At 65.4% G+C, this 16,126-nt stretch carries 16 protein-coding genes; 4 read left to right on the plus strand and 12 right to left on the minus strand.

Going from position 1 to position 16,126, the window contains the following annotated elements:
• Positions 1 to 13 precede the first annotated feature (13 nt).
• Both L1965_RS12910 and L1965_RS12915 read right to left on the minus strand, forming a co-directional pair.
• Positions 14 to 2,308 (minus strand): glycosyl hydrolase family 28-related protein, encoded by a 2,295-nt coding sequence (locus L1965_RS12910; protein WP_235756860.1) that lies wholly within the window; start codon positions 2,306 to 2,308, stop codon positions 14 to 16.
• 158 nt (positions 2,309 to 2,466) lie between these two features.
• Positions 2,467 to 4,104, minus strand: a complete 1,638-nt coding sequence (locus L1965_RS12915) for a lysine--tRNA ligase (RefSeq protein ID WP_235756861.1) — start codon at positions 4,102 to 4,104, stop codon at positions 2,467 to 2,469.
• 92 nt (positions 4,105 to 4,196) lie between these two features.
• On the opposite strand from L1965_RS12915, the gene L1965_RS12920 reads away from it, so the two are divergent.
• The gene (locus tag L1965_RS12920) at positions 4,197 to 4,619 is read left to right on the plus strand and encodes a tellurite resistance TerB family protein (protein WP_235756862.1); all 423 of its coding nucleotides are present in this window, start codon (positions 4,197 to 4,199) and stop codon (positions 4,617 to 4,619) included.
• Positions 4,620 to 4,629: 10 nt separating this feature from the next.
• Here L1965_RS12920 and dacB read toward each other — a convergent pair whose 3' ends face one another.
• The 5 genes from dacB to L1965_RS12945 all read right to left on the minus strand — a co-directional run bounded on the left by dacB (position 4,630) and on the right by L1965_RS12945 (position 8,865).
• Complete coding sequence (gene dacB, locus L1965_RS12925) at positions 4,630 to 6,045, minus strand: D-alanyl-D-alanine carboxypeptidase/D-alanyl-D-alanine endopeptidase (protein WP_235756863.1); 1,416 nt, start codon at positions 6,043 to 6,045, stop codon at positions 4,630 to 4,632.
• Positions 6,042 to 6,662 carry a nicotinate-nucleotide adenylyltransferase gene (locus L1965_RS12930; protein WP_235756864.1) on the minus strand — a complete coding sequence of 207 codons (621 nt, stop codon included), beginning with the start codon at positions 6,660 to 6,662 and terminating at the stop codon, positions 6,042 to 6,044. Before L1965_RS12930 ends, dacB begins: the two co-directional genes overlap by 4 nt.
• 217 nt (positions 6,663 to 6,879) lie before the next feature.
• Entirely contained in the window at positions 6,880 to 7,911 is a 1,032-nt protein-coding gene (locus tag L1965_RS12935) for a GGDEF domain-containing protein (RefSeq protein ID WP_235756865.1), read from the minus strand.
• The gene (locus tag L1965_RS12940) at positions 7,908 to 8,498 is read right to left on the minus strand and encodes a heme NO-binding domain-containing protein (protein ID WP_235756866.1); all 591 of its coding nucleotides are present in this window, start codon (positions 8,496 to 8,498) and stop codon (positions 7,908 to 7,910) included. Before L1965_RS12940 ends, L1965_RS12935 begins: the two co-directional genes overlap by 4 nt.
• 76 nt (positions 8,499 to 8,574) lie before the next feature.
• Entirely contained in the window at positions 8,575 to 8,865 is a 291-nt protein-coding gene (locus L1965_RS12945) for a DUF3572 family protein (RefSeq protein ID WP_235756867.1), read from the minus strand.
• 122 nt (positions 8,866 to 8,987) lie between these two features.
• Between L1965_RS12945 and L1965_RS12950 the strand changes: the two genes are divergently transcribed.
• From L1965_RS12950 to L1965_RS12960, 3 genes are all read left to right on the plus strand, one after another.
• A complete protein-coding gene (locus L1965_RS12950) occupies positions 8,988 to 10,382 on the plus strand; it encodes a diguanylate cyclase (RefSeq protein WP_235756868.1) in 1,395 nt (464 codons plus the stop codon).
• 109 nt (positions 10,383 to 10,491) lie between these two features.
• Positions 10,492 to 10,902: a DUF983 domain-containing protein gene (locus L1965_RS12955; RefSeq protein WP_235756869.1), complete on the plus strand. Its 411-nt coding sequence runs from the start codon at positions 10,492 to 10,494 to the stop codon at positions 10,900 to 10,902.
• Positions 10,899 to 11,594 (plus strand): NUDIX hydrolase, encoded by a 696-nt coding sequence (locus L1965_RS12960; protein ID WP_235756870.1) that lies wholly within the window; start codon positions 10,899 to 10,901, stop codon positions 11,592 to 11,594. The genes L1965_RS12955 and L1965_RS12960 overlap by 4 nt, the downstream gene beginning before the upstream one ends.
• Here the strand turns inward: L1965_RS12960 and L1965_RS12965 are convergent.
• The 5 genes from L1965_RS12965 to L1965_RS12985 all read right to left on the minus strand — a co-directional run bounded on the left by L1965_RS12965 (position 11,591) and on the right by L1965_RS12985 (position 16,066).
• Positions 11,591 to 12,361 (minus strand): enoyl-CoA hydratase-related protein, encoded by a 771-nt coding sequence (locus L1965_RS12965; protein WP_235756871.1) that lies wholly within the window; start codon positions 12,359 to 12,361, stop codon positions 11,591 to 11,593. The genes L1965_RS12960 and L1965_RS12965 overlap by 4 nt on opposite strands.
• A 63-nt stretch (positions 12,362 to 12,424) precedes the next feature.
• Positions 12,425 to 12,883 carry a cytochrome c-type biogenesis protein gene (locus tag L1965_RS12970; RefSeq protein ID WP_235756872.1) on the minus strand — a complete coding sequence of 153 codons (459 nt, stop codon included), beginning with the start codon at positions 12,881 to 12,883 and terminating at the stop codon, positions 12,425 to 12,427.
• On the minus strand, positions 12,880 to 14,841 hold the full coding sequence (locus L1965_RS12975; protein WP_235756873.1) for a heme lyase CcmF/NrfE family subunit: 1,962 nt from the start codon (positions 14,839 to 14,841) through the stop codon (positions 12,880 to 12,882). The genes L1965_RS12970 and L1965_RS12975 overlap by 4 nt, the downstream gene beginning before the upstream one ends.
• Positions 14,842 to 14,933: 92 nt before the next feature.
• Entirely contained in the window at positions 14,934 to 15,464 is a 531-nt protein-coding gene (locus tag L1965_RS12980; protein WP_235756874.1) for a holin family protein, read from the minus strand.
• Positions 15,455 to 16,066, minus strand: a complete 612-nt coding sequence (locus L1965_RS12985; protein WP_235756875.1) for a holin-associated N-acetylmuramidase — start codon at positions 16,064 to 16,066, stop codon at positions 15,455 to 15,457. The genes L1965_RS12980 and L1965_RS12985 overlap by 10 nt, the downstream gene beginning before the upstream one ends.
• Positions 16,067 to 16,126 lie beyond the last annotated feature (60 nt).

Consider the following 16,126-nt stretch of genomic DNA (forward strand, 5'->3'; position numbering starts at 1 on the left):
CCGGTCGGGTGACTCAGACCGGACGGTCCATCCGGGCATAGACACAGACCTTGCCCATGACCGGCGTGCTCCAGTTCAGCCGGACCTGTCTCTTGCTGGTGCCAACGAAGGTCTGGACCCATGGCATCGCATCGACGCGGGCGCCGCTGGCATTGGTGACCGGCCCCTCCAGGATCAAGGATTGTACGGACTTCGCCCAGCCCTGGAACGGCAATCCTTCGATCACCGGCAACGTCCAGCCAGCGGACAGGCTGTTCTGGACGTGCTGGACCATCAGCGGATTCGAAACGTAATTGGCGATCCCGTTGAAGGTATTGGCCTCGAACTGGATGTTCCGCATGTTGTTGTAGTCCAAATCCGCGATCGAGGTGTCGACACGCTCGATCCTCTCGATCTGGTTCCACAGCGACTTGAAGACATTCCCGGACACCGTCAGGCCGTGAATGAAGTGCCCGGCACCAAAGGGCTTCACCGTCAGCCAGGTAAACCAGGGAACCGCCCGGCTGCACAGACAGGTGTTTCCGGTGATCGTCAGCCCGCCAAAGCTGTATTCGCTGCCGCTGAAGACAGGATAGGCGCTGTGTTCGTTCGTCCATTCGATCGAGGCATTGTCGATATAGTTGCCCGAAATCGTCGTCTGCACATTGGTCTGGGTCAGCACCAGGCCGGCGTAGCGCAGACCGTCATTGCTGTTGTCTCCCTGGAACCAATGGTTGCCCGAGATGATATGGCCGCCGCCACATGCCACCATGAAATGCGCGAAGCGCACGAACCGGTTGTTGCGGATCTTCGTGTCGTTGGCGTTGACGTTGATGGCGACCGTCCGGCGTTGCTGCGCGGGCAGGGTCATCTCGTCCGACAGGAACTGGCAGCGATCGACCAGCATGTCCTGACAGCCGCTGCCGATCGAGGTGATGGCGCGATCCTTCGGGCGGGTGAAGTAGCAGTCGCGAACGGCGATCATCTCGCCGTCGGCAGGCAGCATGATGGCACTGCCGACGCCCTGGCAATTCAGGTCCAGATCGACAAAGTTCAACCGGTCCAGCTTTCCGATCTCCGAAAAATCGAACATGTAGCGATAGCGCTCGAAATCATAGCTGCGGGTCCCGGCCCCACCATAAAGCGGTTGCGACAGTTGCAGCCATCCATCCGCGATGCTCTTCGACCTGACATAGACCTCGCGCCCGACGCCATTTCCGATCACCCGGCTGCCGACCTCGATCGCCGCGACATTGGCGACATTCGTCAGTCGCAGGGGATTGGACGGGTTGTAGGTCGCGGTGCTGGTCCAGGTCCCGGTATCCCAGGCCGGGCCGGGAACCGCCATGACGCTGCCGTTGCAGATCACGCGTCGGTTCGAGAATTCGGTCAGTTGCGGGGCAAGATCGCGGATCATCAGCGGTTCGGTCAGGTCGACCCGCCGGCCGCGCAGGTCCAGCGCGACATGGTCGGTATAGCCGAGCAGGGCCTGAAGCGCCTTCTTCATCCCCAGCGTCTCGTCGGCAAAGGCGTCCGCGTAGGTCGGATAGTCGAAGCTTTCGAGGAATGCGACCCGGGTATCGGCCGGGGTGCTCAGCCTTCCCTTGAACCGGATCGGGCTACGGATGCCGATATCGCCCTCGATCCGGAAATTGCCCTCGGGAACCAGGATCCACCCGCCATTCGCGGCATTGTCGGCGGCCAGGAAGGCGGCGCGGTCATTGGTGACCCCGTCGCCGACCGCGCCGTAATCGCGCACGTCCACCCAGTCGATCAGCGACGGCACAAAGGCCGCGGTCACGTCCTCGATGCGGATCGATTCGATGCGGAACGCGCCGCCATTCGCCCCGATCAGGTCCAGCCCGAAATGGCCGTAGATCGGCCGCGTCCCCCAGCCCATGTCCACGCCCCCGCGCGAACCGACCCCGACGATCGCGCTGACTTCGACCACCTCGCCGTAAGTCTGCAACGGAATGGTCGGGCCGATTTCGGTGAGGCCGGTCACATGGTTGCGGTTGCCGTCACCCGCCCATCCGGCAATCCTGACACTGCACAGCGCGCCCGCCACCGCCTTCACCCGAGCCGAGACACGCAGATACACGCCCGGGATGATCGGCGTCTCGCCCACAAAGCGGACGCTGGTCGTCGTTTGCTGCTTGAAGATTTCCAGACAGGCCCCGAAATCCTGATCCGCGGGGTTGATCCCGGCATTGTCGGCCGAGGCCCATGTCGCGCTGCCGGGTGTGCCGTCGCTGCGGGACCAGGCGCTCAAGCCCGCCCTGAACGCCGGCGGCATCAGCAACAGCCCGTTGGTGATCGCTATGTTCATTCACTATCTCCCCAAGACGGAACAGAAGCGGGCCCGTCGGACGACCCCGGCTCAATGCCTGAGAAAATAGTTGATGAAAGGTTAACGACCGGTGAAACCGGCGCGCGCTGCAACGTTCGCCGGCGCAACGGACGCAGCGACAGCGGGACGGTCGAAGGTCAGTCAGCCACCGGCCGTATCTGGTCTGCCCCCGAACCGTCCTCAACCGCAGACGGGGTTTCGGCGGTCAGCTCTCCGGCCAGTGCCCGCTCGATCAGCGCGCGGGTTTCATCGATCCCGTAAAGCGCGATGAAACCGCCGAAGCGCGGCCCCTGATCGGCACCCAGCAGGACCTGATACAGCGCCGCGAACCATTCGCGCAGAGGTTCGAAACCATGTTCCTTGCCGACCGCGAAGACCATCGATTGCAAAGCCTCGGGATCGGCCGGCTGGTCCCACGCCACCAGACGACCGGCAAGGTCCTCCATCGCGCGACGCTCGATATCGGAAGCTGCGCGATAGTGCCGGGTCGGCGCCACGAAGTCATGGAAATAGCGCAGAGCGAACCCCGCGGCCTGATCCAGTCCGGGATGGGTCTCGGGGCTGGCCTCGGGTGCGTAGCGGCGGATAAAGCCCCACAGCCCGGCCTTGCCACTCGCGCCCGCGACCGAGGCCAGGTTCAGCAGCATCTGGAAGGGAACCACCATGTCCGATTCCGGGACTTGCCCGCCATGGATATGCCAGACCGGGTTGGCCAGTTGCTGTTCCTGTGTCTGATCGGGATAGGCGCGCAGTTGCTGGTGATATTCGTCGACCGCCTTGGGGATCCCGTCGAAATACATGCGCTTGGCGGTCTTGGGCTTCTGGAACATGAAATAGGACAGGCTTTCGGTCGCGGCATAAGTCAGCCACTCGTCGATCGACAGCCCGTTTCCCTTGGATTTGCTGATCTTCTGCCCGTGCTGGTCCAGGAACAGCTCGTAGATGAAATGCTCGGGCTTGCGACCGCCCAGGATCTCGCAGATGCCGTCATAGATGGGCGTGTTGGTGCTGTGATCCTTGCCGTACATCTCGAAATCGACATCCAGCGCCGCCCAACGCGCACCGAAATCGGGCTTCCATTGCAGTTTGACCTGGCCACCGGTGACCGGCAACGTCATCTCCTGCCCGTCCTCGTCGAAGGTGATGGTGCCGTTCTTCGCATCGACATGCTTGATCGGCACATAAAGGACACGACCGGTTGTCGGGCTGATCGGCAGAAAGCAGCTATAGGTCTGCTGGCGCTCCTCGCGCAGCGACGCCAGCATCACCTGCATGATGGCATCGTATTTCTCGGCCGCGCGCAGCAGCGTCGCGTCGAAGCGACCGGACTTGTAGAATTCCGTGGCGCTGATGAATTCGTACTCGAATCCGAACGTGTCCAGGAACCTGCGCAGCATGGCATTGTTGTGCCCGCCGAAGCTGTCATGCGTGCCGAACGGGTCCGGCACGGTCGTCAGCGGCTTCTGCAGATGCTGACGCAACATGTCCTGCTGCGGGACATTGTCGGGCACCTTGCGCATGCCGTCCATGTCATCGGAAAAGCAGATCAGCCGGGTCGGAATGTCGCTGATGATCTCGAACGCGCGGCGGATCATGGTCGTCCGGGCGACTTCCCCGAACGTGCCGATATGGGGCAGCCCCGACGGGCCATAGCCGGTCTCGAACAGCACGAAGCCCTTTTCGGGATCCTTCTTCCCATAGCGTTTCAGCACCCGGCGCGCCTCTTCGAACGGCCAGGCCTTCGATGTCATTGCGGCGTCGCGCAGGGTGGTCATTGCATGATACTCCTGTTCCAAGGATATGACGCCTTATTGAAAGCGCGCGGAATCGTCAATAATTTGCGCCCGCGCCAGATGGAGAACCGACCATGACCACCGAACTGCCGTCCTTTTCTCCCTGCGATTCGCTGGTTGCTGTGATGGTCGCCGTGTCGGCGTCGGACGAAACCATGCGCACCTCGGAGCTGGTGGCGATCCAGCGGAATGTCGATCACGCGCCGGTGTTCGCGAATTACGACGACGAACGGATCCGCGCCGTCAGTCAGACCGTGATCTCGCTTTTCGAGGACGAGGACGGACTTGACGCGCTTTTCGGGCTGATTCGCGACGCGCTGCCTGAAAAGCTGTACGAGACGGCCTATGCGCTGGCTTGCGACGTGGCCGCCGCCGACGGCCGGCTTTACGAGAACGAGATCGAGATGCTGGCCGAGATCCGTCACCAGTTGTCCATAGCGCGACTGCACGCCGCCGCCATCGAATTGTCGGCCCAGGTGCGTCACCGCGTCCTGTAGCGCGGCGTCGTCACAGGAACCGCTGCGCCCAGCCATCCAGCAATTGACGTTGCAGCGTCTTCGCGCTGCGGGTCCAGCCCCTGGCGCCGCCCGGCCGTTCCGTGCCACTGGTCTCTGCATGACGCGCGCCGTCCACACACAGGATGGCAAAGACCGCCCGTTGCGATGTCGGTCCCCGAACATGGCCGGCCAGGTTGGAGACGAAATTCAGCGTCCCGGTCTTGGCCTCGACCCGGTAAGTCCGGCCCCGGATCGCGCCAAGCTCGTCATCAAGCGGGTTCCGCTTCAGCATTCCGGCCAGATCTGACGCGCCCTCGGCTGACAGGATCGCCCGCGCCAGTCCTTCGGCGGTCACGCGGCTTTCACCCGACAGCCCGGAATGATCCGCCAGATGGAACCCGGCGCCCAGGCCCTGACCGCGCAACCAGGCCTGCATCGCAGACGCCGAGGCCGCCAGATCGGCCGCGCCGCTCGCGTGAAGCCCCACCACCTCGGCCGTCAGGTTGGTCGAGAAAGACAGCATGTCGCGCAGGATCCGGGCCAGCGGGGGACTGTCCACGCCGGCGAGTTCCTGACTCGCGGGCAGGGATGGGGCGATTTGCGGCGCAGGCAGTGCCAGCCCCTTCGCGCGACAAAGGGTCTGGAAGACATCGCCGGCATAAAGCTCTGGCTGGCGAACGGGCAGCCAGCGGCTGCCCGGGCGTGCCAGCGCGGTGCGGGCCACGGTCCAGCGTTCCCGGCCCTCCGCCTCGGCGTATTCGAACAGACCGGCCTGATCGCCCGCCTCGGCGGTGATGGTGTAGGCGCGCGGCGAATTCGCCGCTGCCCGCGCCTCCAGCCGCAATGTCACGCCGCCATCGGCCGGACGCCAGCCCAGATGGACGCGGTTGAAGTTCAGGATCATGCCCGACATGGCTGGATTGTAGGCCAGGTGGTCCGCCTGTTCCGGCGCGATCTCGGCGATACGCGGCAAGGCTCCGCCCCAGACGAGGAAACGCGCCGGACTGGTCTGGCCGGTCACCACCAGTTCATCGGCAAGCGCCGCAAGATCATCGGTGCTGAGAACCGGATCGCCGCCCCCGGCCAGAATCAGGGTGTCGCCCGCCCGCAGCACGCGCGTGCGAAACCGATACGCCCCTCCCAGCCGGGCCATCGCGTAAAGTGCCGTCAGCACCTTCATCGTGCTGGCCGGCGGAAGCGGTCTGGCGGCCTCACCGCCATCCAGAAGGGCACCGGTCCGCGCGTCCAGCAGCGCATGGCCGATTGTACCCGGCAGTCCTGCACGCGCGATCAGGTGCTCCGCGGATGGCGACGGCCGGACAGGCGGACGCTGCGCCAGGCCCGTCGGCGCCTGCTCGGCCCATCCCCGCGCGACCGGCAGCGACAAGGCGCCCGCCAGCACGCCGCGCCGGGTCAGCGCCGTCACGATCCTTCCCCCGATGATGCGTGCTGGCCAAGCGAGGCCCGGATCGCCGTCGATGAATGAGGACGCATCGGCAGGTTTATCAGCACCCAGGCAGGCGGGCGTCGCCGTGCGAGGCTTGCGGCCTGCGACTGCGGCAGGCGCCATCGGCGCATGATCTGCGCCGCGACCGAGTTCCGGGCCGCGACACGCGTTCCGGGCCGCGCAAGAACACCGATCGGCACCATTCGTGCGATCTGGCGCCAGCGGTCCCATCGATCGAACTGCACCAGATTGTCGGACCCCATGAGCCACACGAAGCGAACGCCGGGATATCGCTTCTGCAGCGCGGCGATGGTGTCGGCGGTCATCCTCGTTCCCAGGCGCGCCTCGATATCGGTGACCTCGACCGAAGGATCCTGCAACAGCTTGCGTGCATCGGCGATGCGGTGGTCTATCGGCGCGGGTCCACGCGTTTTCAGCGGATTGCCCGGCGAGATCATCCACCAGATCCGGTCAAGCTGAAAGCGGCGCATCGCCACCCGGGTGATATGCACATGCCCGGCGTGGGCAGGATCGAACGATCCGCCCAGAAGTCCGATCCGCATGCCCGGTCGCGCGAGGGGAAATCCGTCAGCCATTCCACAGGTTTAGACGATCCCGGCGGGCAAGCCAACCGGTTGTTCTGGCCGATGGGAAACCACGACACCCAGCCATGGGCACGCCGGCAGCCCGGGTCGGTCACCACGCATCGGTCACCAGGACAGAACCGGCAGAAGCCCGACACGCGTCCCGGGCGCCCCTTTCGAACGACCGGCAGCGGGTGCGCGCGCCTCACCCCAGGTCGTCAGGCTTGCTTCATGTGACGTCCTCGGGCGGCTCGGTCAGGATCGTGACGCGTCCCCTGCCCTCGCGTTTCGAGCGGTAAAGTGCCGCATCGGCATCCGAAAGCATGCGTGCGGCAGGCAGGTCGCGATAGAAACGCGACAACACGAAGCCCACGCTTGCCGAGACCGAGCAGCTGTTCTGCTGGCTGCACAGCGCCGCCTCGATGCCTTCGATCATGCGCTTTCCCAGCCGGTCAAGCGTCGCCGGGTCTTCAAGTCCCTTCAGGATCAGCACGAACTCGTCCCCGCCGATCCGCGCGGCGGTATCATCGCTGCGGGTGACGTCGCGCAACACCTGGGCCACGTGACACAGCACCCGGTCGCCCTCGGCGTGACCCAGCTGATCGTTGACCTGCTTGAAGTGATCCAGATCCAGATGCGCCAACGCGAACCCGTCCCGTCCGCGACCGGCCCCGCCCGATCCGCGCGCCGGGCGCAACGCGTTGTTCAGCGCAAGTTCCAGACCGCGGCGGTTGCAGAGCCCGGTCAGCGCATCGGTATGGGCTTGCACCTCGGCTGCCTCGCGGGCTGCCTCCAGCTGGCTGTTGAAACGCTTCAGCTCACCCAGCACGCCGCCCATCGCCTCGCGCATGAACAGCAGCTCCATGGCCAGTTCGGCCGGCGCGAAATCGTCGTCTGTCAGCCCTGCAACCCGCACCGCGTCGTGCAAGCCGATCCCGAAGCCGAGATTCACCAGAACTGAACGATCATTCGCAAACACGGCATGGCCGCGCAGGTTCAGATGCGGAGAACGCTGCATCCGCAGGAACAGTCGCTCGCCGCGTGCCGCAGCGATGCGGATCGCGATCACGACATCCTCGGTCGCCCCGGCACGTCCACTGAGGAAAACCTCGCCGACATCGTCCGCGCCCTCGCCGATCAGCTTTCGCAGAGTCGGGCCGACCGACCTCACCCGGCCATCCAGACCGATCCAAAGATGCATGGGCAGCAAGCTGTCCATCGCCGCGCGGATGAGGACAAGATCCTGGCCGGGGGCGTTCATCGCGAGCGCTCCGCCGCCTGTCCGCCATCCAGACTGAAATCGCGGCCCTCGGCAAACGACTGGTCCGAGATCTGGACGACGACCGTGCTGCCCTCGACGTCGATCAGCCCAAGCGTGCCATAATCGTCAGCCATCGCCCTCAGCAGTCCGGCCAGCATCGCGGTCCATTCGGGCGCCGAGGACGGCAACACCAGCCGAAGCGTATTGCCATGCTGGCGATGCACGTCGATGCGTGGAATGCACAACTCGGGGATGACGAAATGCGCGCGGCCGGGCAGTTCTTCGAGGCTGATCACGAAATCCTCGAAGTCGCGTCCCGAGAAGCGAAGCAGCCGCCGGATCGCCTCGCGACTCGCCAGCCATGCGCCAAGATCCTCGAACAACTCTTCGGGGGGCTTTTTCAGCAATATCGCCGCCGTAGGGATGATCTTTTCGGCGCTGCACCCGCATCCCTTGGGGCCAGCCAGCGAACCCACGGCGTTCGACCGGGCGTTTTCGTTGCAGGACGCGATGACCTGCGACAACATCGCGGCACCATAAGTGTCGCGCAGAAACTCCTCGACCGCCCGAATTACCAGCCTGTGCATCTTTCACCTCGGTTGGCTGCAAGCTAGCCGGGAAAGATGAATAAACCGGTAACGCTGGCCGCGCCGCGATCGGATTTCAGCCCAACTCCCAGCCGTAATTTCCAGGCCCGGCGATCACCACCCGCGCGGACATCAGATCCTGCGGCCGGATCTGCAATGCCTCGGCCGCGTCCAGCACGCGTCCGTCATCCTCGAGCAGAAAGTCGAGGACATGCAGACCCAGTTCCGGCGTGCCCGACAGCGCGCGGATATCCTGCGCCCGCAGGCCAGAGCCGCCCAGGAACGTCGCCGCGAGTTCGGGCCTTTCAAGAATGTAGATCAGGCCGGCTCCGGCCAGTTCCCGTGCGGCATCGATACGGCCCGCCATACTTCACCTCCTTGTGTGGATCGGCGGAAAACGGCCGGTCCCCTCAGCGTGGAAACGCTTTGTTAAGAATTTGGTGACACGGTCCTTCTTCAGGCAACGCATGTAAAGGGACGAGACGCCCAATGACGGCACGCATCCTCGTGGCAGATGGGATGGCGACGACTCGCATCACCCTCAAGGTGCGTCTGGCCGCTGCTTGCTATGATGTCCTGACGGCAGGAACATTAGGTCAGCTTGTCCAGCAGGTTCGGTCCGGCCATCCTGACCTGATCCTGCTGGGAAGCGGCTTTTCGGATCAGAATCCCGTGGCGATCTGCCGCGAGCTTGCGCGCGACAACGGCGGCGCGCAGGCTCCGGTGCTGATGCTGGCCAACGGCGCCAACAGGCTTGAGGCGCTGCGTGCGGGCGCTGCGGCGGTGCTGGAGCCGACGGTGGATGAACAGATGCTGCTGGCACGGATTCGCGGCCTGCTGCGCGACACCGGCGCCGTCAGCGACCCGCAGCGATCGCTGGCCGAGGCGCAAGCCGAATTCGCCGGTGCCGCAAGCGCGGTGCAGGTCGCGCTGGTGGCCGACGGCGCGCCACGCGCCTTGCGCTGGCGCCACCTGCTTCAGCATCGCCTGGGCTGCCGCTTCGCGATCTGCAGCCCCGAGGAGGCCCTGGGCGCAGTCGCGGTGGGCCGCGCCGCTGATCTTTACCTGATCGCCGCCGATATCGCAGGACGGGGCGACGGGTTGCGGCTGTTGTCCGAACTGCGATCGCGCGTCGGTTCGCGCGACGCGGCGTTCGTGGTGGCCACCGAGCCCGACCGCGCCGAACTTGCGGCAATTGCGCTGGATCTGGGCGCGGGCGAGGTGCTGCCCATCGACCTTGGCGGCGATGCCGGGATCGAGGTCGCGGCGCTGGCCCTGCAGATGCAGCTGTCGCGAAAGGAGCAGTGCGACCGCCGACGGGCAGAGGCGATACGCACCATGCTTTGGGCGATGACCGACCCGCTGACCGGTCTTTACAACCGACGCTACGCGTTGCCTCGGTTGACGGAAATCGCGCGCGATGCCCTGCGCGAGGACACGTCCTTCGCGGTGCTTGCCCTCGACCTCGACCGCTTCAAGCGAATCAACGACAACCATGGCCATGCGGCGGGCGATGCCGTCCTTCGCGACGTGGCTGGTCGCCTCGAGGCCGAGATAGGCAATCTGGGCATCACCGCGCGGCTTGGGGGCGAGGAATTTCTGGCAGTGCTGCCAGGCGTCGACGACCGGCAGGCATGGCGACGTGCCGAGCAGGTCCGGCGGGCCATCGAGGCGCAGCCGATCACCCTGCCCGACCTGTCTGGCGGCGGACGCATCGATGTCACCTTGTCGATCGGGATTGCGATCGGCCGGGGTCGTGACCCCGCGGATCGTCCCGAGCGGTTGGCCGAGACGTCGCTGGAACGCGCCGACCGGGCGCTGATGTCGGCCAAAGCCATGGGCCGCAACCGGGTCATGCTGGCGCAGACCGAATATGCCGCCTGAGCGACGCCGGTTGCCGGCGGTGAGGAGGGGTGGCGCGCCCGCGTGTCAATGACTAGATTGGGGCGGTGCGGACCGCATCGGACCGCTGGCCACCACTCCGGAGACGCCCATGTCGCATTCCCAGGTCCCACACGTCGAATCCGATCGTCCAAGCGGCCGGTCGATGCTGCGCGGCGCGCGCGGATTGTGCCCTGCCTGCGGCGATGGTCGGCTGTTCAAGGGGTATCTGACGGTCGCCGACCATTGCCCACGCTGCGACGAGGCGCTGCATCATCAGCGCGCCGATGACGGACCCGCCTATCTGACCATCCTGCTGGTGACGCATCTGGGCGCCCCCCTGCTGCTGGCATGTTTCGTTGCATGGCGTCCCTCGGCCATGACGATGATCCTCAGCTTCGGACTGGGCGCGATCGTCCTGTCGCTGCTGCTGTTGCCGCGGATCAAGGGCGCTTTCGTGGGGCTGCAATGGGCAAGACGCATGCACGGTTTCGGAGATGCGGCCGAGCCCTCTGCATCATGATGGTCCCCCAGGACGCGCCGATCCGCGATGCGGCGACGATGATCCTGCTGCGACGGACCCGGCAGGGCGCATCGGTGCTGATGGGAATGCGCGGTGCCAAGGCGGTTTTCATGCCGTCCAAATATGTCTTCCCCGGTGGTGCGGTCGATACGGAAGACGCAACGGCCTTGCTTGCCAGGCCGCTGGCAACGCTGCATCACGACCGGATGCTGGCCGAACCTCGCGGCTGCGCGATGCCGAAGCCTCACGCCATCGCCGCTGCCGCGCTTCGCGAACTTGCCGAGGAAACGGGCCTGCTGATCGGGCGTCCGGGCGGACCGCCCTGCCCCTGGCCAGGTTATGCCGAAACCGGCCTCAGCCCCGATGCCTCCGGGCTGCATTACTGTTTTCGCGCCATCACGCCGCCCGGCCGTCCGCGTCGATTCGACGCCTATTTCTTCGTGGCGGATGCTGCCACGATATGCGGCGACGCTGATGACTTCAGCCGCGCTTGCGATGAGTTGTCGCATCTGCACTGGGTCCCGCTGGCTCAGGCGCGCGCGCTGAACCTGCCTTTCATCACCGAGGTGGTGCTGGCCGAGATTGCGGAACTGGCGGGCAGCGTCGCCCACGACGCGCCCCTGCCTTCGCCGGATACGGTTCCGTTCTTCGACAATCGCGGGCCATCGCCGCGCTTTGCCCAGATCGCCTAGCGTCCGCTGAAGCGCGGCTTGCGTTTTTCCAGAAAGGCGGTGACGCCTTCGCGGAAATCGTTGCTTTGTCCCGCCCGACCCTGCAACCGCGCCTCCAGCTTCAGCTGCTCGTCAAGATCGTTGTCAAGCGACGCCGCGACGGCCTCTCGGATCGCCAGATAGGCGCCGGTCGGACCTTCGGCCAGCTGCAACGCCCGAGTTGCGACGCCCTCGGCGAACTCGCCATCGGGCAGCGCCTGCCAGATCAATCCCCAATCGGCGGCCAGCCGCGCCGGAACGGGTTCGGCAAACAGCATCATCCCCATGGCGCGCGCCGCCCCGATCGCCCGAGGGACGGCCCAGGTCCCGCCCGCATCCGGGACCAGCCCGATCCTGCTGAACGCCTGGATGAAACTTGCGCTTTCCGCCGCGATCACGACATCCGCGATCAGCGCCAGGTTCGCCCCGGCTCCGGCCGCGACGCCGTTCACGGCCGCAATGACCGGCGCCGGGCAGTCGCGCACCGCATGCAGCATGGGTTCGTATTCGTCGCGCAGCGTCGCCTCGAGATCAAGCGCCGCGCCCGCATCCGTCAGATCCTGCCCCGAACAGAACGCCTTGCCGGAACCGGTGATGACGACGCACCGCACCTCTGGTGGCAGCGTCGTCAGGGCCCGGGTTATCTCGGCCCGCATCCGGCCGTTCAAGGCGTTCATCACCTGCGGACGATTCAGGATAAGCGTCGCGATGCCGCCATTGATGCCGAACTTGATGGTTTCGAAATTCATGAGGACCCCCTTGTCTGGGACCATGATGACCGGATTGCCGCAAAGGGAAAGCAGGACCCCGCGTCAGTCCCGCATGATCTGGCGCAGGCGATCCTTTTCGGCGTCACTCAGATCGCTGGGTGGGGACTGCAATCCGGCCCGGCCACGCAGGAAACGCCACGCAACCAGCAGCGCGACCAGCGCCATCAGCGGCCCGGCCAGCCACAGCAGCAGATTGCCGCCCCGAGCGCGCGGTTCGAACAGGACGAACTCGCCGAATCGGCTCACCACGGCGTCGATCACCTCGGTATCGCTGTCGCCCGCGACCAGCCTCTCGCGCACATAAAGCCGCAGGTCCCGGCTGATCGCGGCATTCGATTCGTCGATGTTCTCGCCCTGACAGACCGGACAGCGCAGCTTTTGCGAGATCTGCCGCGCCCGCGCCTCGAGCGCGGCATTGTCCAGAACTTCGTCGGGCTGAACGGCGAACGCCGCGAAGGGCAGCGTGACCAGCAGCAAAATGGCCAGAAACAGCGCCCTCATTCCGCAGCCACCGAAGCGGGCTGTGCGCGCCGCGCCCCCGCCGCCACCCGATAGCGGCGATCCGACAGGCTGATCAGGCCACCAAGCGCCATCAGGATCGAACCTGCCCAGATCCAGTTCGCGAACGGCTTGATGTAGCTGCGCACCGCCCAGCCCCCATCGGCCTGCTCGTCCCCGATGACCAGATAGATATCGCGGAAAATACCGTTGTCGATCGCCGCCTCGGTCGTGGGCATGGCCTGAACCGGATAGACGCGCTTCTCGGGGTACAGCGTGGCGACGGTGCGACCATGTCGCGCCACGTCCATCGTCGCCATTGTCGAAACATAGTTCGGCCCCTGCACCTCGGAAACATCGGTCAGCGTGATCTGATACCCTGACATATCAAACGGCTCTCCGATCCGCGCGACGCGGACATCCTCGGTCTGCCAGGCTGTCAGCAGGCCGACCCCGATGAAGGTCACACCCAGGCCGGAATGAGCGACCGCCTTGCCCCAGTCGGCGCGCGGCAGCCGCAGGATGCGGCTCCAGCCCGATCTGCCGGTCCGCAGCATCAGCTCCGCGACCGACCCCGCGATCAGCCATGCGCCCAGGCCCGCGCCGATCACCGCGATGGCGCTGCGTCCGGTCGAGACGGCAAAGACAAGCATCATCACCGCAAGCGCGAACAGCAAGGCGCCGCGCAGCGGCCGCAGCGCGCGCGACAGGGTCGCACGTTTCCAGGGCATGATTGCCCCGATCGGCAGCACCAGCGCCAGCGCAATCATGAACGGCGTGAAGGCCTGGTTGAAGAACGGCGCGCCGACCGACAATTTGCGATCCCACATCATCTCGGCAAACAGCGGCCACATCGTCCCGATGAACACCACGAAGGCGGACACGGCCAGCAAGGCGTTGTTCAGCACCAGCGCGCCCTCGCGCGAGACGGGCTGAAAGACGCCCTTGGCCGTCATCTCGCCGGCGCGCACCGCGAAAAGCGTCAGCCCGCCGCCGGCAAAGACAGCCAGGATCGCCAGGATGAAGACGCCCCGTGCGGGGTCGCTGGCAAAACTGTGGACCGAGGTGATGACCCCGGACCGCACGATGAAGGTGCCGATCATCGAGAAGCCGAAGGCCATGATCGCCAGAAGGATGGTCCAGCTTTTCAGCGATTCACGCTTTTCGACCACGATCGCCGAATGCAGCAGGGCGGCGGCCAGCAGCCACGGCATGAAGCTGGCATTCTCGACAGGATCCCAGAACCAGAATCCGCCCCAGCCCAGCTCGTAATAGGCCCACCACGATCCCAGGGCGATGCCGATGGTCAGGAACATCCATGCCGCCAGGGTCCAGGGCCGCACCCAGCGCGCCCAGGCAGCGTCCACACGGCCCTCGATCAGCGCGGCGATCGCAAAGCTGAAGGCCATCGAAAGCCCGACATAGCCCAGATAGAGGAAGGGCGGATGAAACGCCAATCCCGGGTCCTGAAGCAGCGGGTTCAGGTCGCGCCCGTCGAAGGGCGGGTTGGCCAGCCGCAGGAACGGGTTCGACGTGAAGATGATGAAGGCATAGAACGCCGCCCCGATCGAGGCCTGGACGCCCAGCACCCGCGCCCTGAGGCTGGGCGGCAGGTTGCCGCCAAACGCGGCTGCCGCCGCGCCGAACAGCGCCAGGATCAGGACCCACAGAAGCATGCTTCCCTCGTGGTTTCCCCAGACGCCGCTGATCTTGTACAGCATCGGCTTCGCGGTATGCGAATTCTCGTAGACCAGCTTGAGCGAGAAGTCCGAGGTCACGAAGGCCACGGTCAGCGCGGCAAAGGAAACCCCGGTCAGCAGGAATTGCGCCATCGCGGCGGGACGCGCGCTGTCCATCCAGCCCGGCCAGCCCTTCGCCGCACCGATCATCGGCACGGTCATCTGGTACAGCGACACTGCAAAAGCAAGGATCAGGGCGAAATGGCCAAGTTCAGCGATCATCAGGATGGTCCCTCCGTCGCGGCCAGCATAGGGATACGGAAAAAGGGGGGAAAGTCCCCCCTTCGTCCCGGTACATCAGTTTTGCGTGCGACCTATTCGCGCAAGCTGGCCGACCAGTCGCGCAGGGCCGCGTTGTCGGCAAAATCGTCATCGGGACGCGCGGGCCCGGCAAGGGCCTTGGTGTCCGCACCCCCCGCCTCGACAGAGACTTTCCTGGCAGGCCAGACGCGATGGCGAAAATAATGCGCCTCGCGCGCCCCGAAATAGAAGCCGACGATCGCTCCCAGCAGCCACCACAGCGGTTCCGGCACCTGTTGAAGTCCCTCCATCCGCAGCCCGAAGCCGACCGGCTCGACCATTGCATAGACGAACAGCGCCATCGTCCCCATCGCCAGCAGCGGGCGCGGAAGCCGGTTCAGTCCGTTCACAACACCATCGAAAAGGCCCGGCCGCGCGACCTCGAATTCCCGGCCAAGCTGGGTGATGGCGTGGGCATAGGCCTGCTCGTCCAGTTCCATCTTCCGCGTCGCGTTCTGGGTAAAGACCTCGGCCATGCCGGTCGCGGCGCTGCCAAGCGCAGTCACGCCCTGGCTGACGCCGAGGAAACGGTCGATCATGCCCATCCGGATGTCCTTTCGCGATGCTCGGCCTCGGTCAGGTGATAGCGAGGGGCGACGAATGCCTCGGCCCGGGTGATCCAGCCACCCTTGCCGCCTGCCCGCGTGCGGGCGTATTTGCGGCTTGCCGGACGTTGGTCGGCCAGCGCGTAGTAATAGTTCCTGCGTGCGATCCCGTAGGCGTCGGCCAGATGGTCCGGCGCCGCATCGGCGGCATCGGCGACCGCCGCGATGGTTCTTGGTCCGATCACCCCGTCGGCGGTCGCGGTGAACCCCATCCGCGTGACCAGTTTCTGCAGGATCTTCACCGCGTTGGCCCCGGCGTTGACATACATGTCGAAGACGCTGGCCTGGACGGGTGGGGCGAGTTCCGCCAATCGCGGCTTGCGGAAATAATGCTGAACGAAGATCTGCTCGGCCTGGGTCCGCGTCAACGCCCTGACATCGCCGGCATCGACCTTGCCATCGCGGTTCAGATCCAGCCCCAGCGACCGCATCGTACCGATCGTCACGCCGAAATTGGTCGCACCGCCCGGATCGTCGGGGTCGTTGACGTACCCGCCTTCGCGGGCGACGATCTCGCGCGCGATTTCCTCAACACTCGGCATAGCTGCCCCCTCATGCCGCCCGCCACCATTGACGGACCGGGGCATCCTCGCGGTCGGCAG

This window comes from Paracoccus salsus, assembly GCF_021556615.1.
Classification (GTDB): Bacteria; Pseudomonadota; Alphaproteobacteria; order Rhodobacterales; family Rhodobacteraceae; genus Paracoccus; species Paracoccus salsus.